The sequence below is a fragment of the Alkalihalobacillus sp. TS-13 genome (assembly GCF_019720915.1).
GTDB lineage: Bacteria > Bacillota > Bacilli > Bacillales > Fictibacillaceae > Pseudalkalibacillus.
Genome location: NZ_JAHKSI010000001.1, coordinates 982,621 through 1,006,026, shown reverse-complemented (window position 1 = coordinate 1,006,026; position 23,406 = coordinate 982,621). Strand labels below are relative to the sequence as shown.

The 23,406-nt window shown below is 39.6% G+C and carries 29 protein-coding genes, 1 pseudogene and 1 riboswitch; of the genes and pseudogenes, 7 read left to right on the top strand and 23 right to left on the bottom strand.

Annotated elements, in window-relative coordinates; all coding sequences use genetic code 11:
- Window positions 1-32: 32 nt before the first annotated feature.
- The 3 genes from KOL94_RS04930 to mnmH form a co-directional block, all read right to left on the bottom strand.
- Complete coding sequence (locus tag KOL94_RS04930) at window positions 33-908, bottom strand: M15 family metallopeptidase (protein ID WP_221564622.1); 876 nt, start codon at window positions 906-908, stop codon at window positions 33-35.
- 20 nt (window positions 909-928) lie between these two features.
- Window positions 929-1,480 carry a TVP38/TMEM64 family protein gene (locus KOL94_RS04925; RefSeq protein WP_221564620.1) on the bottom strand — a complete coding sequence of 184 codons (552 nt, stop codon included), beginning with the start codon at window positions 1,478-1,480 and terminating at the stop codon, window positions 929-931.
- A gap of 84 nt (window positions 1,481-1,564) precedes the next feature.
- On the bottom strand, window positions 1,565-2,629 hold the full coding sequence (gene mnmH / locus KOL94_RS04920) for a tRNA 2-selenouridine(34) synthase MnmH (RefSeq protein ID WP_221564618.1): 1,065 nt from the start codon (window positions 2,627-2,629) through the stop codon (window positions 1,565-1,567).
- Window positions 2,630-2,858: 229 nt separating this feature from the next.
- On the opposite strand from mnmH, the gene KOL94_RS04915 reads away from it, so the two are divergent.
- On the top strand, window positions 2,859-3,938 hold the full coding sequence (locus KOL94_RS04915; protein WP_221564617.1) for a type I restriction endonuclease: 1,080 nt from the start codon (window positions 2,859-2,861) through the stop codon (window positions 3,936-3,938).
- A gap of 50 nt (window positions 3,939-3,988) precedes the next feature.
- Window positions 3,989-4,228 carry a hypothetical protein gene (locus tag KOL94_RS04910; protein WP_221564616.1) on the top strand — a complete coding sequence of 80 codons (240 nt, stop codon included), beginning with the start codon at window positions 3,989-3,991 and terminating at the stop codon, window positions 4,226-4,228.
- A 113-nt stretch (window positions 4,229-4,341) separates the two neighbouring features.
- On the opposite strand, the gene KOL94_RS04905 is transcribed toward KOL94_RS04910, so the two are convergent.
- The 9 genes from KOL94_RS04905 to yneA all read right to left on the bottom strand — a co-directional run bounded on the left by KOL94_RS04905 (window position 4,342) and on the right by yneA (window position 10,088).
- Complete coding sequence (locus tag KOL94_RS04905; RefSeq protein WP_221564615.1) at window positions 4,342-4,557, bottom strand: YneF family protein; 216 nt, start codon at window positions 4,555-4,557, stop codon at window positions 4,342-4,344.
- 166 nt (window positions 4,558-4,723) lie between these two features.
- Window positions 4,724-4,900 carry a hypothetical protein gene (locus tag KOL94_RS04900; RefSeq protein WP_221564614.1) on the bottom strand — a complete coding sequence of 59 codons (177 nt, stop codon included), beginning with the start codon at window positions 4,898-4,900 and terminating at the stop codon, window positions 4,724-4,726.
- A gap of 139 nt (window positions 4,901-5,039) precedes the next feature.
- Window positions 5,040-5,480, bottom strand: a complete 441-nt coding sequence (gene sirA / locus KOL94_RS04895; protein WP_221564613.1) for a sporulation inhibitor of replication protein SirA — start codon at window positions 5,478-5,480, stop codon at window positions 5,040-5,042.
- A gap of 175 nt (window positions 5,481-5,655) precedes the next feature.
- The gene (gene tkt / locus KOL94_RS04890; protein ID WP_221564612.1) at window positions 5,656-7,653 is read right to left on the bottom strand and encodes a transketolase; all 1,998 of its coding nucleotides are present in this window, start codon (window positions 7,651-7,653) and stop codon (window positions 5,656-5,658) included.
- A gap of 218 nt (window positions 7,654-7,871) precedes the next feature.
- Window positions 7,872-8,024 (bottom strand): hypothetical protein, encoded by a 153-nt coding sequence (locus KOL94_RS04885; protein ID WP_221564611.1) that lies wholly within the window; start codon window positions 8,022-8,024, stop codon window positions 7,872-7,874.
- A gap of 399 nt (window positions 8,025-8,423) precedes the next feature.
- On the bottom strand, window positions 8,424-8,702 hold the full coding sequence (locus KOL94_RS04880; RefSeq protein ID WP_221564610.1) for a HesB/YadR/YfhF family protein: 279 nt from the start codon (window positions 8,700-8,702) through the stop codon (window positions 8,424-8,426).
- A 111-nt stretch (window positions 8,703-8,813) separates the two neighbouring features.
- Entirely contained in the window at window positions 8,814-9,041 is a 228-nt protein-coding gene (locus tag KOL94_RS04875; protein WP_221564609.1) for a DUF896 domain-containing protein, read from the bottom strand.
- A gap of 59 nt (window positions 9,042-9,100) precedes the next feature.
- Window positions 9,101-9,754, bottom strand: coding sequence for a YneB family resolvase-like protein (locus KOL94_RS04870; protein ID WP_221564607.1), 654 nt, complete (start codon window positions 9,752-9,754; stop codon window positions 9,101-9,103).
- Window positions 9,755-9,776: 22 nt separating this feature from the next.
- Window positions 9,777-10,088, bottom strand: coding sequence for a cell division suppressor protein YneA (gene yneA, locus KOL94_RS04865; RefSeq protein ID WP_221564605.1), 312 nt, complete (start codon window positions 10,086-10,088; stop codon window positions 9,777-9,779).
- A gap of 160 nt (window positions 10,089-10,248) precedes the next feature.
- Here yneA and lexA point away from each other — a divergent pair, with 160 nt between their 5' ends.
- Entirely contained in the window at window positions 10,249-10,866 is a 618-nt protein-coding gene (gene lexA, locus KOL94_RS04860; protein WP_221567585.1) for a transcriptional repressor LexA, read from the top strand.
- Window positions 10,867-10,929: 63 nt separating this feature from the next.
- Here lexA and KOL94_RS04855 read toward each other — a convergent pair whose 3' ends face one another.
- Complete coding sequence (locus KOL94_RS04855) at window positions 10,930-12,108, bottom strand: styrene monooxygenase/indole monooxygenase family protein (RefSeq protein ID WP_221564603.1); 1,179 nt, start codon at window positions 12,106-12,108, stop codon at window positions 10,930-10,932.
- A 284-nt stretch (window positions 12,109-12,392) separates the two neighbouring features.
- A riboswitch (SAM riboswitch) is annotated at window positions 12,393-12,507 on the top strand.
- A 93-nt stretch (window positions 12,508-12,600) separates the two neighbouring features.
- Here KOL94_RS04855 and KOL94_RS04850 point away from each other — a divergent pair.
- Window positions 12,601-14,217, top strand: coding sequence for a sodium:solute symporter family protein (locus KOL94_RS04850; RefSeq protein WP_221564601.1), 1,617 nt, complete (start codon window positions 12,601-12,603; stop codon window positions 14,215-14,217).
- Between the two features lie 249 nt (window positions 14,218-14,466).
- Window positions 14,467-15,624, top strand: a complete 1,158-nt coding sequence (locus KOL94_RS04845) for an O-antigen ligase family protein (RefSeq protein ID WP_221564599.1) — start codon at window positions 14,467-14,469, stop codon at window positions 15,622-15,624.
- A gap of 327 nt (window positions 15,625-15,951) precedes the next feature.
- On the opposite strand, the gene KOL94_RS04840 is transcribed toward KOL94_RS04845, so the two are convergent.
- Genes KOL94_RS04840 through KOL94_RS04825 form a run of 4 tightly spaced genes read right to left on the bottom strand, consistent with a single transcriptional unit; the run spans window position 15,952 to window position 17,366 of the window.
- Window positions 15,952-16,185, bottom strand: a complete 234-nt coding sequence (locus tag KOL94_RS04840) for a phytanoyl-CoA dioxygenase family protein (RefSeq protein ID WP_221564597.1) — start codon at window positions 16,183-16,185, stop codon at window positions 15,952-15,954.
- Between the two features lie 45 nt (window positions 16,186-16,230).
- Complete coding sequence (locus KOL94_RS04835; RefSeq protein ID WP_221564595.1) at window positions 16,231-16,368, bottom strand: hypothetical protein; 138 nt, start codon at window positions 16,366-16,368, stop codon at window positions 16,231-16,233.
- Window positions 16,369-16,584, bottom strand: coding sequence for a hypothetical protein (locus KOL94_RS04830; protein WP_221564593.1), 216 nt, complete (start codon window positions 16,582-16,584; stop codon window positions 16,369-16,371).
- A gap of 56 nt (window positions 16,585-16,640) precedes the next feature.
- Window positions 16,641-17,366 (bottom strand): ThuA domain-containing protein, encoded by a 726-nt coding sequence (locus KOL94_RS04825; RefSeq protein ID WP_221564590.1) that lies wholly within the window; start codon window positions 17,364-17,366, stop codon window positions 16,641-16,643.
- Window positions 17,367-17,642: 276 nt separating this feature from the next.
- Between KOL94_RS04825 and KOL94_RS04820 the strand changes: the two genes are divergently transcribed.
- Window positions 17,643-17,792 carry a hypothetical protein gene (locus tag KOL94_RS04820; protein ID WP_221564588.1) on the top strand — a complete coding sequence of 50 codons (150 nt, stop codon included), beginning with the start codon at window positions 17,643-17,645 and terminating at the stop codon, window positions 17,790-17,792.
- Window positions 17,793-18,306: 514 nt separating this feature from the next.
- Here KOL94_RS04820 and KOL94_RS04815 read toward each other — a convergent pair.
- Together KOL94_RS04815 and KOL94_RS04810 are read right to left on the bottom strand one after the other, a co-directional pair.
- The gene (locus KOL94_RS04815; protein ID WP_221564586.1) at window positions 18,307-18,753 is read right to left on the bottom strand and encodes a hypothetical protein; all 447 of its coding nucleotides are present in this window, start codon (window positions 18,751-18,753) and stop codon (window positions 18,307-18,309) included.
- A 735-nt stretch (window positions 18,754-19,488) separates the two neighbouring features.
- Window positions 19,489-19,818 (bottom strand): annotated as a pseudogene (locus KOL94_RS04810) (JAB domain-containing protein).
- On the opposite strand from KOL94_RS04810, the gene KOL94_RS25590 reads away from it, so the two are divergent.
- Complete coding sequence (locus KOL94_RS25590; RefSeq protein WP_311775103.1) at window positions 19,738-19,911, top strand: hypothetical protein; 174 nt, start codon at window positions 19,738-19,740, stop codon at window positions 19,909-19,911. The pseudogene KOL94_RS04810 and the gene KOL94_RS25590 sit on opposite strands and share 81 nt — an antisense overlap.
- A gap of 37 nt (window positions 19,912-19,948) precedes the next feature.
- On the opposite strand, the gene KOL94_RS04805 is transcribed toward KOL94_RS25590, so the two are convergent.
- The 4 genes from KOL94_RS04805 to KOL94_RS04790 are packed head-to-tail and all read right to left on the bottom strand — an operon-like array spanning window position 19,949 to window position 23,398.
- On the bottom strand, window positions 19,949-20,836 hold the full coding sequence (locus KOL94_RS04805; protein ID WP_221564585.1) for a fumarylacetoacetate hydrolase family protein: 888 nt from the start codon (window positions 20,834-20,836) through the stop codon (window positions 19,949-19,951).
- Between the two features lie 28 nt (window positions 20,837-20,864).
- The gene (locus tag KOL94_RS04800) at window positions 20,865-21,638 is read right to left on the bottom strand and encodes an SDR family NAD(P)-dependent oxidoreductase (protein ID WP_221564584.1); all 774 of its coding nucleotides are present in this window, start codon (window positions 21,636-21,638) and stop codon (window positions 20,865-20,867) included.
- Between the two features lie 15 nt (window positions 21,639-21,653).
- Complete coding sequence (locus tag KOL94_RS04795; protein ID WP_221564583.1) at window positions 21,654-22,544, bottom strand: SMP-30/gluconolactonase/LRE family protein; 891 nt, start codon at window positions 22,542-22,544, stop codon at window positions 21,654-21,656.
- 14 nt (window positions 22,545-22,558) lie between these two features.
- Window positions 22,559-23,398, bottom strand: coding sequence for an amidohydrolase family protein (locus KOL94_RS04790; protein WP_221564582.1), 840 nt, complete (start codon window positions 23,396-23,398; stop codon window positions 22,559-22,561).
- Between the last annotated feature and the right edge of the window lie 8 nt (window positions 23,399-23,406).

Below are 23,406 nucleotides of genomic sequence, written 5' to 3'. Positions count from 1 at the left end.
CCTCGTCCGCTTTTGAAGAATCTACTTTCAGTCTACTCTGTAGAGTTGACGGGTTCAACAGGTGCCCCAAGGTATTCTTCAAGTGTCAGATTTTGTTCATAAATGGCTTTCGCATGTTCCTTACCGACATAGCGTAAATGCCAAGGTTCATATTGATAGCCGGTGACTCCTTCTTTCCCCTTCGGATAACGGACGATAAAGCCATATTTATGGGCATTGTCCTTCACCCATTTGCCTGCTGTGGTTTCACCAAATTCTTCAATTAAGCCAAAATCAACTTCTGGAGACGTCACATCCATCGTCAACCCTGTCTGATGTTCACTCTGACCAGCTTGTGCGCTATATTTGTTCGCTTCCTCATGCCCATTCTTCTCTGCATTTGAAGCGAAGATTGATTTTTGAGTGGAATATGAACGATATCCAGATTGCGCTAATAACGGAATACCGTCTGTTTCCGCTTGAGAAAACATTTCTTCAATCGCCTCTGCAGCAACCTCCTGCATCTGCTTTTTCGGATGATCCTCTTTGAAAGTGAATGGAATGTCCGGAACTGTCAATGTTTCAGGTACAAAGTCTGCTGGCAGGTTACGTTCTTTGTTGACTAAGACCAATGGATCCATCACATTGGTAACGATTTTTTCACCATCTGCATTTACGGTGATCGTTTCTTCAGGCGAAGGAAGCTCGGGACCTCTGTCAGCTTCTTTTTCTTTTTCATCAGTATTTTGATCATTTTCATGTTGATCTTGTTCCTGTTCTTTTTCATCGTCCTGATTTTGTCCAGACGGTTGCTCAGATGGTTGCTCTTCAGTCTGGTCCTTATTCTCAAAAGGATTCGGGATGGAAGAACAACCTGATAATAATAAAGAAAAACTTGTAAAGCTTATTAATACCGTGCGTAATTTCATGGTCTCACACCTTTATGTCTTCAATTCTGTTTTTTCATCATCGTTCGCAGGCTTAGTAGAAATACTATACTCACGCCCATTAGAATCATCTTACCAAGCATATTCCATTCAAGCACCTGAGTGACTGCTAAAGCCTCTAATAGTAGTGCCGGGAATTTCCCCAAGGTGCTGGCTGCAAAAAATGTCCATATGGAAACAATACCGATCGCAGAGAAAAATGTCACCACACCTGATGGCATGAAGGGCATGAGCCGGAGGGCAAAAATAAATAGGAACGCTCGTTTCCCTTCCAGCTCAATCAATCTCTTAGCTTTTGAATAGCGTTCCAGTTTTGTCCGGGTAAATTTTCTGAATCCTTTCCTATACAAAAGGAAGGCTGCAAGAGCACCTGCCGCCTCCCCTGCGAAGGAGATGGCTGTTCCCCAAAAGAATCCAAAGAAATAAAGATTAGCAGCTGTCAAAAAGTAACTCGGAAGAAATCCAGAAATCGCAATCAGTATATTCAACGTAATACTGATCAGAACAGCAAGATGAGGGTAATCTCGAAACAGACTGATGATTGTATCTCCCATTCCCCTCTCTCCTCACATCATGATAGCTTCATTCAATTTATTAGACGCATCTTATACCCGATATGTTTCATAACAATTCGTAGGTCAACAGTACGAATGAAGTTGAAGCTTTTGAATCATATTCTTCACCTTCACTAAGCCATCTTCAAGATTTTCGATAGCCAATTCAATGACGGGTGAACGATATTGATCCGCAGTAAAATTGTATTTAGGATCATAATAGGACATTAATAGAACTCGGACTACATTTTCATAGTCTTTATCATGAAAGAAGAGCAAGATACGCTCATACACCTCAGAAGCAAGTCGTTTCTTCAAAAGGTGCAAAGCCTCACCGATCTGATCATGGAACAACTCTGGTTGATAGGTTTCACAAATCGATTGGACTCGGCTTTCTAAAGGATAATGTATATGAAGCCGCTTCCCTTCTTCTTTTCCATTTAATATCCAATCAGGTACAACCACCCGACCGATCCGTTTACTTTCAGACTCGATGATGTAATTCGGATGTTGATCGATTTGTTGGAGACGCCGGAATAAGTCACGATCAAACATTTTTTGTGAACGTCCTTCGTTCCCGATTTCTCCGAAAATGGATCCGCGATGACCTGCCAGTTTTTCAAGGTTGATGACAGGATAGCCTTCCTCCTGGAGGACTTCCAATATGTCTGTCTTTCTGGTCCCCGTCAATCCTTCCAGCACAATGAACGGTTTCGGAGTTTTAGAATATTGTTCCAACTTAGCCATAATAAATTGGCGGTAGGAACGGATCCCGCCGATCAGCTGACAGCAATCAAGACCCATCAGCTTCATGACTGTTGCAAAGCTGTTGCTTCTCATACCGCCGCGAGCACAATAGATCAAGTAGGGCTTTCTATTAGAAACAGCTAAGCCTTTCAATAGTTCAACCATTTGGGGGAGCTTCGGTGAAACAATGGAGAGACCCAGCATTTTCGCCTCTTCCTTTCCTACCTGCTTGTAGGTGGTCCCAACTTTCTCCCGTTCTTCATTGCTGAAAATCGGCACATTGGTCGCTCCTTCGATATGGAACTCTTGAAACTCCTTCGGAGATCGAACATCAATTATATGAAAATCTGCTAGATTGATCGATTCAATAGGAACAACTGATACTGACCTGATTTCTGACATGTTATCAATTCCTTTTCTGACTATTCAAATCGTACCTTCATCGATTTATATTCGTCAAGGTATATACAACTTAATTCATGAATTAGACATTACTCTTCACAGTATAACCGATAAATTTTCATTTAAAAATCAGCTAAGATTAAAGGTAGTTAATAAAGTATACATAAGAAGGTATTTCAAATATATTGTCGAAATAGTTTGTAAATTAGGCATAGGAGGGATTATTAATATGGAGAATTTTGTACAACAATTAAAATCATTGTCAAGTAGAGTAGAGAAAATCAGAGAAAATATACATACTGAAGAAGCTACCAAGACTTCACTTATAATGCCTTTCATCCAGATTCTTGGGTATGATATTTTCAATCCGGAAGAATTAGTACCAGAGTTTGTGGCAGATGTGGGAATAAAAAAGGGAGAAAAAATAGATTATGCTATTATGCACGGTAATGATCCTGTCATTCTAATTGAGGCAAAATCTGTTAACGAAATTCTTACTAAACATGATTCACAGCTCTTCAGGTATTTTGGAACTACTAAAGCAAAGTTCGCAATATTAACAAATGGAATCGAATATAATTTTTTCACAGATTTAGAAGAGCAAAATCGTATGGATCAAAAGCCTTTCTTTACATTTAATATTCTTGAATTAAGGGATAATCACATATTAGAAATCGCTAAATTTAGAAAGAGTCATTTTGATATAACAAATGTTCTAACTACAGCTTCAGAATTAAAATATACTAATGAAATCAAACAACTTCTTGGGAGGGAATGGGAAAATCCTAGTGATGAGTTAATAAAATTCATTCTAAATGATGTATACCAAGGGGTAAAGACCAAAAAAGTAATAGATAATTTTAGAGAAATAATCAAGAAGTCGTTAAATCAATTTATTTCAGAAAAAGTAAACGATAAGCTTCAAAAGGCTTTAAACACAAGTGATGATAAGCCTATTGAACAAACTAAGAACGAAGTAGCTGCAACTGAACAAATTCAAGAAGATAAACAAGCTCCTCAAGATCTTATTGAAACTACTGAAGAAGAAATTGAAGGCTATGTATTAATTAAGTTGATATTAAAAGACCATATCCAATCAAACAGAGTTTTTTATCGTGACAACAAAAGTTACTTTAATGTATTGCTTGATGATAATATTCGTAAGTGGGTCTGTAGGTTAGGATTTAATTCTTCCAATAAGTACATTCAACTTAATGATGAGAATAAAACCTCGTATAAATTAAATTCAGTTGATGAAATAATGTACTACAAAGAAAATATTATTGATGTAGCAAAACAATATAATTAAAAATCCGCTTATGATAAATAGATTTTTTCATCGGATTGGGGGGTATTTGTTTGCCAAATAATAAGCAACTGTTTACTAGAGGTAAAATCCATACTACTGAAGGAAGAACAATAACTTTTGTGGTTAATTTTTGGCAGGATAAAAATGATAAGGATAAAATTTGGATGAGTTCTAAAAACATACTAAATCCAACAGAAGTAAATAATCATTCAAATTCAATAAATTACCACCCAAAATTATTTAGAAGGTTGAAAGAAGTTTTACAAAATGAGAATAGATGGGTAGATTAATTCCTCATTATTAAAAAGATGATTCCATAGTATCGGAATCATCTTTTTTTATTGGATATCTATATTTATTTCATTTAAAAAAGCACTCATCAATTTGAGTGCTTGTCCACCCTCTATTTCATTTGTTTCTGCATTGCTTGCATCATCTGATTTATCTTCTTCTGGGATGGTTTTTGTCCCATCTGCATCATCATCACGCGTAACATGTTTTCGTTAATCGGTGGATTCTTCTTAAGATAACTCATCATATATTTGCGGGCGATAAAAAAGCCAAGCGCAGCACCAGCGAGCAACGCAACAAAGCCCACAACAAAATACATCCAATCCATGCTAAAACTTCTCCCTTCTGGTTGTCTAGAACTAGTGTACTATAAATTCCATTTCAAACTCAATATTTGGACTGCAATTTTTTAAAAGAATTGAAAATATAACATCTGTTGAAAATGCGAAATTCACTCCCTTTCCGCGGGCAAACGAAAAGCGGAAGCGACCTGGTTAGGCACGAAGGTCACTGGAAAACTGACGAGGAGGCTCGAACCAAACAAAGACTTGGTTCTGCGTGGGCTCACTAACAAGGATGTCGATCAATGTGTCGTCCGCCACAGGAAGTTTGAAGTGATCCAAGTGACTTGTCGCTGAACTAGACATCACTTTACCTGAATTACCCCACATCCGCAAGCCTCCTCACGAGTTCCTCGCTGCGGTGTCTCGCCTGGCTCGCTTTTCCCGCAGGAGTGTCGCAAATGTCGCTTAAAGAAAGTCTCCATATAGAATAAGGATTTAATAAGCTAAAATGTATTTTAAAGCATTCTTAGATGTAGTGGGCTTGCTTGATCGGACTCAGCCATCCAATACTGTTTCCTTCCAAATCCACTGCCAGAAATGAGTTCTCGATTTTCCTCAAATGCTCAAATACCAATGTTTCAGCTTCAAAACTCCCGGTTGAAATAAGCGACAGTTTCCTCCCCTTATTCATCACGATAGCCCTGCTGCCTGTGGAATAGATGGTTAACTGCTGCTTTTCCTTCTTCATTTTAAACCCTTTCTGCATTGAATCAACCTTGTTCATATGGTAATCAAACACGTGAAACGGGATCGATCGGGTAATATATTTATATTGCAGATCAATGATTTCAACTAATGAAGGTACAGGACGGGAAGCCTCAACAAAAAAATGATAAAGAACCTGTTCACGGCCAAAATAATGAAAGGCGACTTCTTTTTCGATCAAGTAAATATCATAGTTTCGCACCGATATTCACTCCTATTTCCAGACTTGTCCATCTAGTATATCGAAGCGCTGGAAAAAGTGGTGTCAATCGGTGTAAGTTGTCAATGACTAGTTTTGTCGAATGCATCCAAGTTAAATATTCACCCTTAAAAACACCAGGCCTCGGCGGCCTGGTGTTCTACATTCATACCAATATTTAGTCGTTCAATAAAGCTTTCACTTTTGCTACAACTTTTTCAACTGTAAAGCCATATTCCTTGATGACTTTGTCACCAGGTGCAGAAGCTCCGAATCGATCGATTGCAAGGATATCCCCTTCATCCCCAGTGTATTTGTGCCAGCCGTGAGAAGCTCCCATCTCGATTGCAAGACGTTTCTTGATTGCTTTAGGTATGACGCTTTCTTTATAATCCTGCGGCTGTTCCTCAAATCGATCCCATGATGGCATGCTTATGACAGAAACATTGATTCCTTCCTGTTCAAGCGCTTCTTTCGCTTCAACTGCAAGAGATACCTCTGAACCTGTAGCAAGTAACAGCACATCCGCTGGACCTTCAGTAACAGGTGCTACCACATATGCACCTTTACGTACTCCATCTTCGTTAGAACCTTTCAATGTAGGAACGCCTTGTCTTGTCAACACGAGAGCAGTAGGATTCGACTGACTCTCAAGTGCAATTTTCCATGCTGCAACGGCTTCGTTTCCGTCAGCAGGCCGGATGATGCTGAGATTAGGCATCGCACGTAAAGAAGAAAGCTGTTCAACTGGTTCGTGGGTAGGTCCGTCTTCACCAACCGCGATGGAATCGTGGGTCAGTACATATGTCACCGGAAGTCCCATCAATGCAGATAATCGCATAGCAGGGCGGAGGTAATCTGAGAATACGAAGAATGTACCACCATATACCTTCAAGCCTCCATGCAACTGCATACCGTTAAGTGCTGCTGCCATAGCAAATTCACGGACACCGAACCAGATATTACGGCCGCTGTAGTCGTTACGTGAGAATGTTCCTTTGTCTTTCATCATCGTTTTGTTCGAGCCAGCAAGGTCTGCAGAACCACCGAAGAAATTAGGTACGCGGTTTGCAATTGCATTCAGTACTTCACCAGATGATGCACGTGTAGCGAGCTTGTCTTCTCCAGCAACATATTGCGGAAGCTCAGCATCCCATCCTTCAGGCAACTCGCCAGTAATCGCATTTGATAATTGATCTGCTAGCTCAGGGTATTTCTGTTGATACGCCTCAAACAATTCATTCCATTGTTGTTCCTTTTGAGCACCTTCTTCTTTTAGTTGATTGAAGTGGTCTCTCACTTCATTCGGAACATGAAAATCTTCTTCAAACGTCCACTTGTATGCTTCCTTTGTCAATTTGATTTCATCTGTTCCAAGCGGTGCGCCGTGGGAAGCAGATTTTCCTGATTTATTCGGTGAACCGTGACCGATGACTGTTTTCACTTCGATCAAAGTAGGATGGTCCGTGTTGGCTCTAGCTTCAGCAAGTGCTTTATCCAATGTGTCGAGAGCTGTTCCTTCTTCTACGTAGATTACTTGCCAGCCGTAAGCTTCAAAACGATCTTTAACACTTTCAGAGAAGGACATGTGAAGGTCACCATCAAGAGAAATATCGTTGGAATCATACATGACGATCAAACGCCCAAGACGCAGATGCCCTGCAAGAGATGCAGCTTCCGCTGATACACCTTCCATCAAATCACCATCACCACAAATGCTGTAGGTATAGTGATCGACAACGTTGAAATCATCACGATTGTATGTAGCAGCCAAATGACGTTCTGCCATTGCCATACCAACGGCCATTGCAATTCCTTGACCTAGTGGTCCGGTAGTTGCTTCAACACCTGGCGTATCTCCGTATTCAGGATGTCCTGGTGTCTTGCTCCCCCATTGGCGGAAATTCTTCAAATCATCTAATGATACGTCGTATCCGAAAAGATGCAGGAGACTGTATAAAAGCATGGAACCGTGACCAGCTGATAACACAAAACGGTCTCTATTGAACCAATCAGGGTTTGATGGGTTATGGTTCATATGCTTACTCCATAATGCATAAGCCATCGGGGCAGCGCCCATTGGCATACCTGGATGTCCAGAATTAGCTTTCTCTACGCTATCGATGGACAACGTACGAATTGTATTAATTGATAATTGCTCAATTGAAGTTGACACGACGATTCATCCTTTCTTGTTACACCTTTATTCTTTCATTCCTTTTCCATGATATACTCTCTAATCAAAATTCACAAGACTCGTGGTCATTCGTCATAAAAATTCAAAATTATGAGGATTTTAAACTAAGTTATCTTAGAGCTTTGTTATTCTAAAATGTTGATTTTTCCGTAATTCACTCACTTTCCGCTGGCTCGAGAAAAGCGGAAGCGACCTGTTTAATCACGAAGGTCACTTGAAAACGGACGAGGAGGCTCGAACCAAACAAAGACTTGGTTCTGCGTGGGCTCACTCATAAGGATGTCAATCAATGTGTCGACCGCCGCAGGAAGTTTGAAGTAATCCAAGTGAATGGTCGCTGAGCTAGACATTACTTCAGCCTCCTCGCTCACTTGCACAGGATGTCAACACAAAAATGAAATCATTTTCGTGTCTGCGATGAGAATTCTTAGAAGCTTTCCTTCTGCTGGCTTCAACGTTCACCACAGGACGTACTTGTACAGGATGTACTGACTTCGACGTTCACCATAGGACGTGGTGGTATTTAGTCGAAGTTCATTATTATAGTCGAAGATCCTTAATTCGTAGCGGGGTCTCGCCTGGCTCGCTTTTCCCACAGGAGTGTCGTGAATATCGCTTAAAAAACAACATTAAAATATCTTTTTATCAGCAGAAAAACAGTGTTCCATAATCGACTCAAAGTATGGAGTGCAAAATAAAAATGCCTCTACCATCTGTTATGGTACAGGCATTCCTTTAAATATCTTCAGTTAAGCTATACTCGGTAATTCAATTCGAAAATGATCAGTGGCATCATCATAGTCCATCTTCATTTCCTCTACAAACCAAACTTCATGAGGCCGAACAAAAAAACGGATTCCATCAACTTCCTGTACGTAATCATCGTCCCTTGGTAGTCCACGTTCTACACCGATACATAGTCCTGATTCACTTCCTGCATATCGGCAGAATAGTTGAAGTGCATCCCCATTTTCCAATCCCATTTCTTGTCTGTACATTTCCACTACTGGACTCGTAATTGAGAACATCAGTTCATCCACTCCCTCAGCTTTTGTTATATAACAGTATATCAAAAACTGGAACTGATGCAATACAAAAACAAGCCTGATTTGAATCCTTTTTCAAATCAGGCTTGTTTATTAGTGATAACGCTTCTTTTCATTTTTTAATTTGTCAGGGGTGACGTCATTACCTTCAGGGTCAACAACCTTTATCGAGCGTAATTGATTCTTGAAACCCCCTCGGAATGCTTTCAAATATTCTTTACGCAATTTTTGTTGTTCTTCCTGCTCTTCCTTATTTAATCCTTCGTTTTTCGCTTTTCGTGCCAGTTCATTTATCCGATCTATTTTTTGTTTCGATAGCATTGCCATACTCCTTTTACAAGACTTGATTGTTTTATTTTAACGTATTTCCAATCATATTTCTAATCTTCTGTCCGGTCACTATTGTTCTGATGATCCTGGTAACGTCTGTGTACTGTCGCTTTCGAGACATCATAGCCAAATCCTTGTAAAGTAGTGGCAATCTCCTGGAACGTCAAATCCAAGTTTCTTAAACGAACAATTTCTTCGGTTGGGATCTCTTTCTTCTCACGTCCACCTTGATTCAGGTTAGAGAGATTCTTTTCTGGTTGGTATCCACCCTCAACAGCACGCTTCATACCTCTCTTTATCTTAGCGTTATGAAGCTTTCGTTGGTAATCTTCAACTAGACTAACGATTTCAAGAACCATCGAGTCAGCCTCTGTCAATTGGAGTTCGCCCTGTTCACTGATAGTAAAACATTTCACTCCATACTTACCTAGTGTATGAAGAATCGCGATTTTTGCACTTCCTCTTCCGATTCTTGTTTCATCCTGGACAAGGAGGACGTCTATCTTTTCATCCCTTGCAAGATCTAAAACTTGCAGCATCCCTTCACGGTCCACATCATATCCACTCTTCATTTCATGGATCGATTCAACGACTGTGAAGCCAAAATGATTGGCTAATTGATTCAGTTCATCTTCTTGACGTTCAAGAGAGGATGCCTGTGTTTCCTTTTCAGTACTTACCCTGCAATAAATGAGTGCTCTCATAATATGTTCCCTTCACGGTGTATTACTTGGATGCAAGTTGATTTTTCTCCGCTTCAACCGGAATGACGACTGTGTCTCCTGGCTGCAGCTTTTCCGCTTTTACTCCATTCGTGCTTTCTACCCACTTGACGAAGGCATCCGTTGTAAAGGTGTGGTTCTCTTTGAACTTCGTTGATAATTCCCAGAGAGTATCACCTTCCTCAATCTTAACATCTATGTATTTCTCTGTTGTATCAGATTTTGCGTTCACAAAAGAATAAGTGCCCATAGTCATCCCTATAGCTATCAATACAATAACAAAAGACCAACCGTTCTGCCTGTTTGTTTTTTTCACCTTTAAACCCTCCGATACGAATACTTGTTCTCATTTGATGATTTCATTGTATTAAGAACGTTTGTTCCTGTCAACAGTTTTTTCTCGAACTTATGTTTGTATTTTTGTCGAACAAGTGATATACTTAATGCAATAATTGAGGAGAAAAGAGGTGGACAGAATGAAACTATCACGCCGTCAACAAGATATACTTAATTACATAAAGTTCGAGGTCAAACATAAGGGTTATCCCCCTTCTGTCCGTGAAATAGGTGAAGCAGTCGGACTTGCTTCAAGTTCGACCGTTCATGGACACCTGTCCCGTCTGGAGAAAAAAGGACTAATCAGACGAGATCCGACAAAACCGAGAGCGATCGAAGTCATCACTGAGGATATGGATACTACCATTCCAAAAAGTGAATCTATCAATATTCCTGTAATCGGTAAAGTAACAGCAGGTCAACCTATCACCGCGATCGAGAATATAGAAGAGTACTTCCCTCTACCAGATCATATGGTCGGAGATGACAATGTATTCGCATTAGTTGTCCAGGGTGATAGTATGATAGAGGCAGGAATCTATGACGGGGATATGGTGATCGTCAAGCAACAGCCATCAGCTAATAACGGTGACATCGTCGTTGCAATGACAGAAGATGATGAAGCGACAGTCAAACGTTTCTTCAAGGAAAAAGATTTCATTCGTCTACAACCAGAAAATTCTTCGTTGGAGCCGATCATTCTTAACAGCGTCACTATTCTTGGTAAAGTGATCGGTGTATATAGAACGTTACATTAATAGAGAACATAGAAAAAAGAAGCGAGCAAGATCACCGCTTCTTTTTTATGTTCCTATAAAATTTCACCCATTGGTCTTTTGAAAGAAGGCTTCGTGAGCTGTAGTTGGTTGTGCAAACCATTCTGCCACATTATCAGCAATCGACTGATCCTTCGCTCCTTGAACTAATAATTCAATGATATGTTGGGGAATCGGCTGGGTCATTGCATTTGTCCACTCTGTCACTTCTTTTACATAAGGTTTTACACGCTCCCAATATGATTCTCCGACTTGGCTATCCCAAACTGAATCCTTATTTTCAATCAAGGTCTCATACAATTTTTCTGCACAATATGAGCTAAGGTTACATCCTTGACCAGTGATTGGATCATTCAAAAACACACTATCCCCGCAACCGACAACCAAACGATCTTTAAATGTTAAGTAAGGTTTTCTGATTTCTGGTTTGATGGCCACTTGTAGAAAAGCGCCTTCATCCGATAATGAAAAATTTTCTTTTTCAACACGTTCATATATATTAGGGAAAAACGATTCAAGAACTACTTTCATTCTGGCAGTGAATTCATCACCACTTTTTATCCCTTTAAAGATATCGAGTTTTTGGTTCGGAATAGGCATAAGGAAGAGAATGGTGACCTGTCCTTCTTCAGTTATTGCGGGAATTTCGAACATTTCACCGACCTCAGGAAGAATCGTTACGTTTACACCTAGAGGTTTTTCGTGCGAAACCCCTGTAAAATATCCTACTGCACATTTTCGTTGTGGCTGGTGAAATGGAGACAATGTTGTATTGAGGGGAAAAGCAAACAGAGGACCAGATTTTCCAGAACAATCAATGATTAAATCGAAGTCGCTAGTCAATTTTCTAAGTTGTACTTCATCAACTTTATCATAGTGAAATGCTACACCTTTTTCTTTAAGATCTTCTATGCAATGTGAGAAATAAAGACGTTGGTCTATTGATGAAGCAGATTCTTTTAACCTGCCGACAAATAGTTTTTGGTCCCCAACTGTGATATGTATACTTTCAAGAAGAGGTGTCGCTTCCCATTCAGGCATATGGAACCGTCTTTCACGTAAGCGAGTAGGTCCAAAGTGTACCTGGGTAGACATTATGCGTCCTTTACGGAGTTCTTCTGGAAGGCTAGAATGAAAAACTGTCAAATCGAAATCCTTTCTGAGTGCATAAGCAAGATGCAAGCCTGCTGTTCCACTGCCGATAATACCTATTTTCTTTTTCACAACTATTCGCTCCTTTAATCGGGATTCAAAATAGAGGAATCACAGACCCTTTGATAGTCCTTAGTGTATTTCTACGAGAACGTTCTGTAAATGCTCCAAAATGTTTATTTAACTTCTCTCTTTAGCACTACCTAAGAAGCCTATGATTATCAACTTATACGGTGCCAATTGGATAAAGTTCCCTTTTAACTTTCAGATGCCGAAATAATCGAAATCTTCTAAAAATGGATTGACAAAAGTTCGTATTCCTTGTAGGGTATTAGTTAACTTTATACGGAGAAACATCCTTATCGAGAGCAGGGGAGGAAATTGGTCCTATGAACCTGCAGCAACCTGTTATTTTCTTTTGAAAATAATAAGGTGCTACGTCCAACAGACTTCATGTCTGACAGATGAGGAAGAGAAAGCAGCCTCTTCCTCTTGGAAGGGGTTTTTTCTGTTTTAAAGGGATTGAATGTACGGATTTACAACTACAGCAAAGGAGGAAACAGGATGACAACAGTAGGTTATTGGTTCATAGGATTTGCACTCGCTTATACGTTTTTATTGATCTTAGTCAGCCGGGTGGCGAGGAAACGTGCGAGTGATGGAAATGGTTTCTTCGTTGGCGGAAGAGGGTTCAATACATTTTTCGTCATGGTCTGTATCACTGGTCTCTTCTCCGGGTCTTCCTATATCGCCATTCTAGAACTCAGTTACCATACCGGAATTTCAGCTATTTGGTATGGAGTGGCAGAAACAGTACATGTCTTGATCATCGCTCTATTATTAATAGCCCCATTCAGAAAAAGAGCGCTGGTTACCATTTCAGGATTACTTGGTGATCGTTACGGTGAAAAGGTCCGTGGGGTGGCTGGAGCGATTACGGCATTCACGTTTCCGATGTGGTCTGTTGCGACTGCTCTAGCGTTCGCCTCAGCACTTTCAGTATTTACTGGGATTTCTTTAGTTTTATCTGTAGCATTGACTGCTTTGTTGCTCTTTGTCTATTTACAGTTTGGAGGTATGTGGTCTGTCGGTTTCACACAAATGAGCAATGTCATCGTATTTTTTATCATGCTGGCGATCGGTACGTATGCGTTTTTCCTTAATCCTGGTATAGATGGCATAAATCGATTATTTACTGAAAAACCAGAGTATGCAGCCTGGGATACAGCTGGTCTCCAAACGATTTTGGCTTGGTTCGGGACATTCTTATTCAATGTAATTCTCGCTCAAGCAGCTTTTCAAATGGCGTTATCTTGTAAAACGCCTGAACAAGGACGTCGCGGTCTACTCTACGCTTCCCTTCTTGGTATTCCGTTGATTGTAGGAGCAGTTGTTTTCGGATTATCAGCTGCACAGGTTGTTCCTGGGGAAGCACGCGGCTTGATCGCAGTACCGCTCTATTTGATGGAAACATTACCTGCACCGTTGGTCGGTCTGTTTTTCTTGGGCTTTTGGGCAGCTGCATTAAGCTGGGGTGCACCTTGCCAGTTTTCAGGTGCTACAAGCCTTGGTCGAGATGTCGGAAAAGCGCTTAACCCTAAAGCTAACGAACTTCAGCTTATCAGTTATACGAAATGGTCGTTATTGTTATTGACAGGATTGATGGTCGGTTTCGCCCTTCTACGGTCTGAACAATCTGCATGGTGGAATGTGGTTGCCTGGGTAACCCGTAATTCCGCGACTTTCGCACCTGTAGTTGCTGCTCTTTTCTGGCCCTTGGTTACGAAACGCGCAGCATTGGTTTCATTGTTTACAGGAGCATTTTCCGGATTGCTCTGGTATCACCTCAGCGGTTGGGCAATCAATGATTTCTATTTGAATGTCCATCCAGTGTGGGTAGGGATGACTTTCAATATCATCGCCATTGTTACGGTAAGTCTGTTTGAAAACGCGGGAAAATGGGAATGGAGTGTCTCTTTCAAAAGTCTTGGATTTTACACATTTGTTTTAGCGATCGCCCTGATTGTTTTTTCAATTGTATCTTTCCCTCTCTTACACCAAAATGGATTAATCGGTATGGTCGTCTCATTGATCGCAACCAGCCTATTCATCACTTGCATAAACTTTTTTAAAGAGAAAGAACGGACTATACATGTACGAAAAGAGTGGCGAACAGGCTGATGGAATGTAAGGGTTACGGGGATGTTCGAAAGGTGTCTGACACTTTTCTGTTAGGACATCCCCATTTTTTTATTAATAAACACTCTCGTAGACAGACATAAATTACGTAAGGTTACAAACCCTATATCATGAAGGTAGTCATCATTTAAACTGACGAGGTTATCTATGACGAAAACTGCGCTGATATCCATTAAGAAACATCTATTGGAAATATGTATTGTCCTTTGTCTTATACTTCCCCCTATAGGTGTGCTGTTACTCTTTATCGTTGGAAGTTACCATTTGCACCAGACTTGGAAAAATAGCGAGGGGATGATGTTGACCCCTGGCCTTTTCCTGCTTGCATGTATGTTCATTTCATCCTTTTGTGCCTCAATTGTGTTGGGGGATCTTTCGTATTTTTTAGTTCCAGCGCTGGTCATCGCTTACACTGGAATTTATAAAAAAATCCAGAAAGATGGTGTAGAGAGAACTTTCACAGCATACAAATGGATCATCATATCCGCAGGCGTTTACTTCTACTGTTTGTATCCTTTCCAGGAATTTTTGATCAGTCCTACATACAAGAATTATATCACCGGGACAGTATTAGTTGGTCAGGTGGGATTCCATGATTACCAGAGGTTGATCGGGGCTGCATACAATCCTAACTTTTCAGTGACATTGTTGCTTTTAGGATTATCATTCCTCCTTGCTGAGTGTTTAGAAAACCTAAGAAAAAAATGCTATTCCAAGGCTGCTTTACAAGCAGTCATAACTATGATCTTTATCCATGCTGTCTTTTTAACTGGATCCAGATCTGGCTTTTCTGCAATGGTGGTCATTTTCCTTTTATTTTTGTTTCGCCTGAATAGGATATTGACTTTCAGCCTGATCATGCTTATGGGGTTGAATATGAGTTTGATTTTAAGCTGGATGCCAAGGAATGAAAACCTTATACAATCTGCTATAAGAAGGAAGGAAATTTGGGGGAATTCAATCCAGCTGTGGCAGGAAAATGCATTGTTCGGGTTGACACCACTGGGATTTGGTAAAGAATATCTTCTTCATTTCAATGAGCATATCCCCCATGCCCACAATTTGATTATAGGGATATTCACCGAATACGGCACTCTTGGTGGAACTGCATTCATGATCGTACTCTTTATCAATGTGTACAAAGGGGTCTATCTTTATTTTACAATGCAAAACGTCAAACAACTTGATACGCTCTTACTTTCACTACCCGTAATTCTGTTGACTGGTATTTTTGATTATGTGCTTTTCTCACCGCAGGTTGCGTTAATTGGAATCATTTTAATCGCATACTGGGACAAATATACGGCAGGACTGCCCATTTGGAGTTCATGGATGTTAAGTATACCAAGATGGAGTGATCGGCTATTTTATAAAAAGCGGGATTCGTGAATATAACTAGCTTATACAAAAAAGCACCAGGGACCAGAGGTTAGAGAGGTTAGATAAAGGTCTGGTGCTTCTCTATACAAAATTGATTAATACGCCGATCTCCCGTTATTAAATCCCCTTTATTTATTCCCAAGGCATTGTTATCGGACTTCCGATTCTTTGCAATCTAAATAACGATATCGCTTTCTTTGATAACTTTTCATAAGTTTTTCATGAGGGATCGAAATGGAAGACCCTGCACCATACCAGCTTCTATTGTAGATCATCGCTAGGTTGGTTCTATGATAATCTGAATGATTAGGTGTACCTCGATGCCACATTCGGATATCACGGTATGAGGATCGATCCTTTTGGCATAAACACCTTTCCCGAATACATATGTTCTGCAGCTCGCACGATGTGCAAATGAGGATTGACCGTGTTATTCAATGTATCGTGATTAGACCGATCTGGATTTTGATGCGTCCCACCTGGCCATACTTCAAGAGGTCCGTTTTCTTCGGTAACATCGACCAATGGGATATTTACCACTAAGCTGAAAACCGGCAAAGGGATTGCCAACTCTGGAAAAAGGGGCATAATATCACAATGAGCATTTTGAAAATCTCATCCAGGCATGGGTGTGTCAGATGCAAAATAGTTGTAATGGTTGTTTTCACCTAGTAGATGGTCAATTACAGTTGTAGCGATTGGGTTACATATAATGTCTTCATCTATATAAGGCTCTTTAAATGGCAAAAACATTTAAGCTCGATTTGTTCCTGTGTTATATCCTTTCCTACTGATATATTCATCAAAAAGTACATCAAACTCATTCCGTATCCGATTGATTTTGTCTTCTGAAATCACATTTTCAAAAAGTATGTACCCATTCGTTTTGACTTGCTCGACTGCAATTTCAATCGTTTCAGGCATCAATTGTCTGGAATCTATTTCTTGCTCAGTCAATTGAATTTTCATCAATTCCCTCCAGAAGATTTTATTCGCCTACCACTCCAACTTTCAATCCTTTTAGCTTATAGCTTTTTTGCAGAAATGGTTTCGATTGGCTTTGCGTTCCCATATTCAGGTTTTGGATGATTGATTGGTTTTGCCCAATTGACTCCATTGATCAGGACCCGCTGAATTTCTGCATGATGATACGTTGGATATGTCTCATGACCTGGCCGGAAATAGAAGATCTTACCTTGTCCCCGTCTATATGTACATCCGCTTCGGAAAACTTCTCCGCCTTCAAACCAGCTGATGAGTACCAGTTCATCAGGTTTCGGTATATCGAAATGTTCGCCATACATTTCTTCTTTTTCTAGTTCAATATACTCGCCAATTCCTTCAACGATTGGATGACTCGGGTCCACAACCCACATCCGCTCCTTTTCATCCGCTTCCCGCCATTTCAAATCACAGGTCGTTCCCATCAATGACTTGAAAATCTTAGAAAAATGGCCAGAATGCAGCACGATTAATCCCATTCCGTCAAGAACTCGTTGTTTCACCTTTTCTACCACATCATCACTTACTTCGTCATGAGCAAGGTGGCCCCACCAAAGCAAAACATCTGTAGAATTTAAAACTTCATCTGTCAGTCCATGCTCTTCTTCTTCAAGTGTTGCTGTCCGTATATTAAACCCTTCCTTTTCCAAAACTTGCGCAATTGCACCGTGTATCCCTTCGGGATAGATTTCCCGGACTTTCTCATTCATTTGTTCATGGCGATTTTCATTCCAAACAGTTACATTCATTAAAAACACTCCTTGTATAAATAGATACTTCTTTTTGCAGAATCTTCAGTTAGTCATAAGTGTATGCCTGACCGCACATGTTGTAAATGCCCCAAATTGATTATTTAAAATTTTTATTGAATCGCTATTCCCGTAAGAGTGTCGTAATCTTCGCTTCAATCAATTTCAGCCAAAAATCACATATTAATTAACAAAGCCTTTTTATAAAGTTATTAGGTTAAAGTTGTTAAACTGAGAGTATGTTGTAAAAAATGCTTAAGTTGAGGAGGCATTGTTATGTTAGATTGGATACTCGGGAAAAAATGTGCCATATGCAAGAAAAAAGCAAGAAAATCTGTCAAATATATTGATGATCAAGGAAAGCATGTTGATATATGTTACCAATGTGTCCCATATGCGGAAAGAAGAGCTTATCGAAAAAGATGAATGCTTAGTTTTTATTATCTGTAAGCGGTGGGACTTTAAGGTCGTAATGAAATGGGGCATTAGAAAGTTCGTCATATATAACAGAATACATGACCTAATCTTTTACCAAACGTCAAAGGGTCGATGTGTACGTATCAATTACAAGCGAATGGTCCGGCATGATTAGAAGCACATACAAATATTTATGGGTAGCTCCATGGATTCCATTATCTCCTTTAGTTATGTTTTCGATCACCATATTGGCTATTAACTTTATCTTGGAAAGTATCAAAAGTACATTAGAGGATCCAAAGGTTATAAGAAAAGGAAAAGAAAAAGCGAACAATAAACAACCACCTGCAAAAGAAGATTGCGTGCTTGACATGGGGAGTTTTTGATAAAGTTTTTTTGCATAAAGAAGACGATATATCCAATCAACAAAGTGATGGTCATGAAAACGGGTATGGCCATTTTATCTCCCCCTCGGAGTGTGTCATCAAAAATCTAAACTCATAAGGTTACCTTCGCCTAATTTTTATTCAACAAACTTTTTGTAGTACGTTATTAATAGATAGAGAAGTATGGGATTCACAATTGCTGAATACCCTAAATTCCACCAACCGTAATGGAAGTAACCCCATGGATCAGGAAGTAATGCAATCAACTCATATGTCAATAAACATAGTTCCCAGTAAAAGAAATAGCGGATTTGTCTCCATTTCGAACGACCAAAGGGATACCAATTGATGAACATCATATTCACTGGCGGAATGAGGACGGTATGAGCTGGTAATGCCGCCCAATCAACCCCTTTTTGAAAATACCAATAACCGTGATATTTTATATCAATATATAGATCGACGGACATCTGAAAAGCAATGGTAAATACCCAGATGTGGGCAATTTGTATGTATGACAACCTCTTATTTGTTTTGAACGCGAAGATATTGAATACAATAATGGCTGTAATAAGTCCAATCATAACCCATATTTTTCCTTTTTCATTTCAGTATTCCTCATTAGCCCATCATATATCCTTCTTGATTTTTTATATCCTCAGAAAATAAAAAAAAAGCCAATAACGACTTCCAAATGTTTCAAAACGGGCATTCAATCAATTTATCATATAGCAATCAAATTCCCTGAATTCTTTTCTTATTTCTTTTATAAACCAAATTCCGCCGAACGTAATCGTATTTTCATGTGAAGCATATATGATCCAATCCATCCCCTCTGAACACCAAAACACCTCACACCCCCAGTAATATGGCTCCATTAAAAAGAGGCTTGTTTCTTTATTTGGATAATCCAGGTGTTCATTTTCTATTAATTCCGTGATTTCCCATACTTTTTAAAATAGCATCAAAAATGATAGCATCGACTACCATAACATTCTTTTATCTTTATGGGGTAATCGGATACCAGTACCGACCTTCTATTCCCCATTTTTCTTTTAGCCTTACATAGATGGCTTTCGCTTCTACCTGATCCAGCACTTTTTCATAAGGCATAATGTGACATCCTCACCAAGTTTTATTGGATAATTAGGTATTTTGACTATTAATATAATCGAGACCGCATTCTATAAGTTCCTTCAACTCTATTCCAGTAGGAGTGTAAACGCTAAACTTTCTTCTTCCTATAGGGTTCGATGCCCTATAGAAAGAACTTATACAAAAAAATAAAAGGAAGGATAAGCATCTCCCTCCTCAGATTTTTAAACATAACCTTTTTCTTTTAAACTGGTAAACCCAGCTTCTGCATTGACAATCAGATGGTCCAGAACCTCAATTCCCATCATTTGTCCAGTCTCGACAACCTGTTTTGTCACCTCGATATCTTCTCAGGATGGATTTGTATCGTGAGAGGGATGCTGGTGACAAAGGATGATAGCTGCACTGTTATTCAGGATTGCATTTTTGAATACTTCCCTGGGATGAACAATGTTGGCATTGATTAATCCTACATGACAACGATGAACGCCAATAACTCTGTTTTTCCTATTAAGACACGTGACAAAGAATACTTCGCGGTCATCTTCCCCGATAAATCCACCAGCGACCTTTGCAGCGTCTTCTGGAGAACGGATGATGTATGGTTCCCCCCTTCCACCTCTGAAATCACCTGTCTGATCCGCTGAATTTCATACAAGTAAAGTTAGTGAAAAAAATGAAAGACTAATATATAAACCTGTTGGTCAAAGCACCTAATTTTTCAATCTCGACTGTTACTTCGTCATCTGGCTTCAAATAATTTCTTTTATCCTCTGGCTCTCCTAAAATAACCCCCTCTGGAGTCCCTGTCAAAATAAGGTCTCCGGGTTCTAAAGTCATATGATGAGAAATATAACTGATCAACTCTTTACAATTAAAAATCATGTCCGATGTGTTTGAGTTCTGTCGCTCTATACCATTCACTATGGTCCTCAAAGCAAGGTTATTGGGATCCTTCACTTCGTCTTTTGTGACTAGATAAGGCCCGATTGGGCTGAAGTCGTCGCACGTTTTTCCAAGCAGCCATTGGTTTGTCTTAAATTGCAGATCCCTGGCCGATAAATCATTGGCAGTACAATAACCGAACACATAATTCAATGCATCTTCTTCCGGTACATCTTTCGCTCTCCGCCCGATCACTATCCCAAGCTCAACCTCATAATCTAGTTGTTCCGTTGATTTAGGAATGGAAATGTGACTGTTATGTCCTGTAAGTGTGTTATTAAACTTACTGAAAAGAATAGGAGACTCCGGATAGCTTGCACCTGTTTCATCAGCATGCTGGCAGTAGTTCAGACCGACACATATAATTTTCTCGGGATTTGTAATGCATGGCCCCCACTCGAAGTCATCATTCTCAGAAAGAAAAGCCATTTTTGATTCATCAGACTCTTTAACATAAGTTTCAAGCAATCCAACAACCTCCTCTCCGCCATGGACGACTTCCATGATTTCAGTTGGTAGTGACAGGTTTTGGAAGTTTTCAACTTGGCGTCCTATATCAATGATCCCCTTGTCAGTTTTGACTCCTAATCTATTTGTACCGTTCCTTTTAATTGTCAATAGTTTCATTACGATTACTCCTTTAGAATGCTCATTATTATGCGTCTTTTCCGAAAGTGGCTCCTCCATCGATATACAGTGGAGCTCCCATCATGAATTTCGATTCATCTGAAGCCAAGAATAATGCAGCATTCGCAACATCTTCTGGTGATCCCAATTCTTTACTTAATTGTCTTGTCTTTATTTTTTCAATTGCTTCATCCGGGTTTTTGTATGATGTTTGTAAATAATTTTTTACAAATGGTGTCATGATGGTTCCGGGTAAAAGTGCATTTATCCGAATATTAAAAGGAGCATAATCGACTTGCATAGATTTGGTTAAGGCTAAAACTGCACCTTTAGTTGCCGAATAAGAAGCCCTACTAGCCAACCCGATTTCTGCGATACAAGATGACATATTGATGATTGAACCTCTTTTTCGTTTCATCATTGATGGTAATACGTATTTAGAGGGGAGAAATACACCGGTGATGTTTACTTTCAATATTTTTTCCCAATCTTCCAGCTCAATTTCATGGAGCTTTCCGATCCCACTTATACCTGCGTTATTAAACAATACATCTATATAACCGAATTTTCTAAGGATTATATCTACCATATTACTTACACTATCAGGCTGTGTAACATCCCCGTTCAAAAAAATGGCATTCCCATTTAACGTCTTTATTTCATTTACTGTTTCTTGCCCTTTATCTTCATCGATATCATTGATTACTACGTTTGCACCTTCATTTGCGAATAAGAGGGCAGTGCTTTTTCCAATACCTGAACCTGAACCCGTTATTAATACAGTTTTATCTTTTAATCTCATCCTTTGCTCCTTTCTTTATATCTTTTTATTTTCAAATCGATAAGTTTTACAACCTTTAATTCCAACCTTTACACGGAATAAACGACCTGCTAAAGGTTGTTTCTCATGTTGAACGGAAGTAAGCCCTTCTCTTGCAGTTGTGATAAATAATTCATCATTATTGTTTCCACCAAATTCACAGGACGTTACTTTTTCAACTGGTAGATGAATTACTTCCAAGCATATTCCGTTGTAAGGGTTCCAGCGTGAGACCCGATAGCCTCCCCAATGAGCTATCCAAATCATACCTTCTTCATCAGAAGTCATACCATCCGGGAAACCCTGTGTTTCTGGAATATAAATTATATCTCTAGGATTAGAAATCGTACCCTTTGTAATTGAAAAATCATATGCTACTACTTTCCTTGTTGGTGTATCAATGAAATACATGTATTTTTCATCTGGACTCCAAGTTATACCGTTTGAACAACTTACACCTTCCAAGACGGTTCTGATCTTTTTATCCCTATCAACTGTATATAAGGCACCTTTTCGAGGGAAACCATTTAAATCCATTGAACCTCCCCAAAATCTTCCCTGCGGATCACACTTCCCATCGTTGAAGCAATTACCTCCGATACGGGATTCTGGATTACCTATATGCTCCCAGGACTGCTCTTCCCATTTCAAAAGGTAAAAGCCATTTTGCAAAGTGCATAATAATCTACCATCATTTGTAGGTACAACGGTACTTACAAATTGAGTGGTTGTTAAACTTTGTACCTTATTATTAAAAGATAACCATCTATGGATTTGTTTACCGGTAATATCAACCCAGTAAAGTACACTCTCCTTATCATCCCACGATGGTCCTTCCCCTAAATCCGATATTATATCTCCGAGTACATGTTCATGAACTAAAAACATCTCTCTCTCCTTGATCATACTAAGTTAAGGATTTCGGGCGTATTCCTGTGAATAATAGAATGGATAATCTCATCTGGAATTTTTGGCATGTTGGTTCCTTCTACTAAACTATTTACATTTTGAAGCCCTTCAATTGTTTGTTTCGTTGTAAAAAATGGATAATCTGAACCAAATAGGATTTTATCGGTAACTCCATATTCGAGAGCCGAAACCATCGCATTATAAAATTGCCATGGTCTTGGGAATAGAGCTGATAAATCCATGTACACATAAGGATTTTTTCTAACCACAGATATACATTCATCGACCCATGGATGTCCCATATGTGCAATAATCATCTTTAAATTCGGGAATTCTCTTGCAATAGGATCTAAAGCGGCAGGTCGTGATGCATCCAGGTACCCTTCAGGAACAAATGAAGTTCCCTGATGCCACAAGATTGGAACGTTCAATTCTGAGGCTTTTTTATATAATTCATAGTGTTTTCTATCATCTGGATAAAAGTTCTGATAAATCGGCCCGAGCTTCAGTCCCCTGAGTCCAAGTTCTCTAATTGATTCTTCCAATAATCTCGCAGCATTTTCCTTATTCGGATCGATACTGGCAAATCCAAACAGACGATAAGAATCCTGGCTGCAATAATCCGCAACATAGTCATTAGGGACAACGATCCCTGTCGCTGGTGCATCGAAGGCTAATACAATCGATCCAGAAAATTCTTCAATATTCTTTTGATGATCCTCGTAATCGGCGACCATTTCGAAATCAGGACCCCAAGCTCTTTTCAACGCCCTAAGGGTTGGTCCGCCTACTTGCCCAGGTCCGAAGAGATGGGTATGACTGTCAAAAATCACGTTTCATC

Bases quoted from the DNA above. Each gene is read 5' to 3' on its own strand.
- KOL94_RS04870 (WP_221564607.1), bottom strand. From the start codon at position 9,754: ATGAGAGCACTCATTTATTGCAGGGTAAGTACTGAAAAGGAAACACAG.
- KOL94_RS04930 (WP_221564622.1), bottom strand. From the start codon at position 908: ATGAAATTACGCACGGTATTAATAAGCTTTACAAGTTTTTCTTTATTA.
- KOL94_RS04850 (WP_221564601.1), top strand. From the start codon at position 12,601: ATGACAACAGTAGGTTATTGGTTCATAGGATTTGCACTCGCTTATACG.
- lexA (WP_221567585.1), top strand. From the start codon at position 10,249: ATGAAACTATCACGCCGTCAACAAGATATACTTAATTACATAAAGTTC.
- KOL94_RS04825 (WP_221564590.1), bottom strand. From the start codon at position 17,366: ATGAATGTAACTGTTTGGAATGAAAATCGCCATGAACAAATGAATGAG.
- KOL94_RS04885 (WP_221564611.1), bottom strand. From the start codon at position 8,024: ATGTCTAGCTCAGCGACCATTCACTTGGATTACTTCAAACTTCCTGCG.
- KOL94_RS04905 (WP_221564615.1), bottom strand. From the start codon at position 4,557: ATGGATTGGATGTATTTTGTTGTGGGCTTTGTTGCGTTGCTCGCTGGT.
- KOL94_RS04925 (WP_221564620.1), bottom strand. From the start codon at position 1,480: ATGGGAGATACAATCATCAGTCTGTTTCGAGATTACCCTCATCTTGCT.
- KOL94_RS04805 (WP_221564585.1), bottom strand. From the start codon at position 20,836: ATGAAACTATTGACAATTAAAAGGAACGGTACAAATAGATTAGGAGTC.
- KOL94_RS04880 (WP_221564610.1), bottom strand. From the start codon at position 8,702: ATGTTCTCAATTACGAGTCCAGTAGTGGAAATGTACAGACAAGAAATG.
- mnmH (WP_221564618.1), bottom strand. From the start codon at position 2,629: ATGTCAGAAATCAGGTCAGTATCAGTTGTTCCTATTGAATCGATCAAT.
- KOL94_RS04795 (WP_221564583.1), bottom strand. From the start codon at position 22,544: ATGTTTTTAGTTCATGAACATGTACTCGGAGATATAATATCGGATTTA.
- KOL94_RS04830 (WP_221564593.1), bottom strand. From the start codon at position 16,584: ATGAAAATTCAATTGACTGAGCAAGAAATAGATTCCAGACAATTGATG.
- KOL94_RS04815 (WP_221564586.1), bottom strand. From the start codon at position 18,753: ATGATTGGACTTATTACAGCCATTATTGTATTCAATATCTTCGCGTTC.
- KOL94_RS04875 (WP_221564609.1), bottom strand. From the start codon at position 9,041: ATGCTATCGAAACAAAAAATAGATCGGATAAATGAACTGGCACGAAAA.
- KOL94_RS04820 (WP_221564588.1), top strand. From the start codon at position 17,643: ATGTTAGATTGGATACTCGGGAAAAAATGTGCCATATGCAAGAAAAAA.
- KOL94_RS25590 (WP_311775103.1), top strand. From the start codon at position 19,738: ATGACAACGATGAACGCCAATAACTCTGTTTTTCCTATTAAGACACGT.
- KOL94_RS04915 (WP_221564617.1), top strand. From the start codon at position 2,859: ATGGAGAATTTTGTACAACAATTAAAATCATTGTCAAGTAGAGTAGAG.
- KOL94_RS04800 (WP_221564584.1), bottom strand. From the start codon at position 21,638: ATGAGATTAAAAGATAAAACTGTATTAATAACGGGTTCAGGTTCAGGT.
- KOL94_RS04900 (WP_221564614.1), bottom strand. From the start codon at position 4,900: ATGTGGGGTAATTCAGGTAAAGTGATGTCTAGTTCAGCGACAAGTCAC.
- KOL94_RS04835 (WP_221564595.1), bottom strand. From the start codon at position 16,368: ATGTTTTTGCCATTTAAAGAGCCTTATATAGATGAAGACATTATATGT.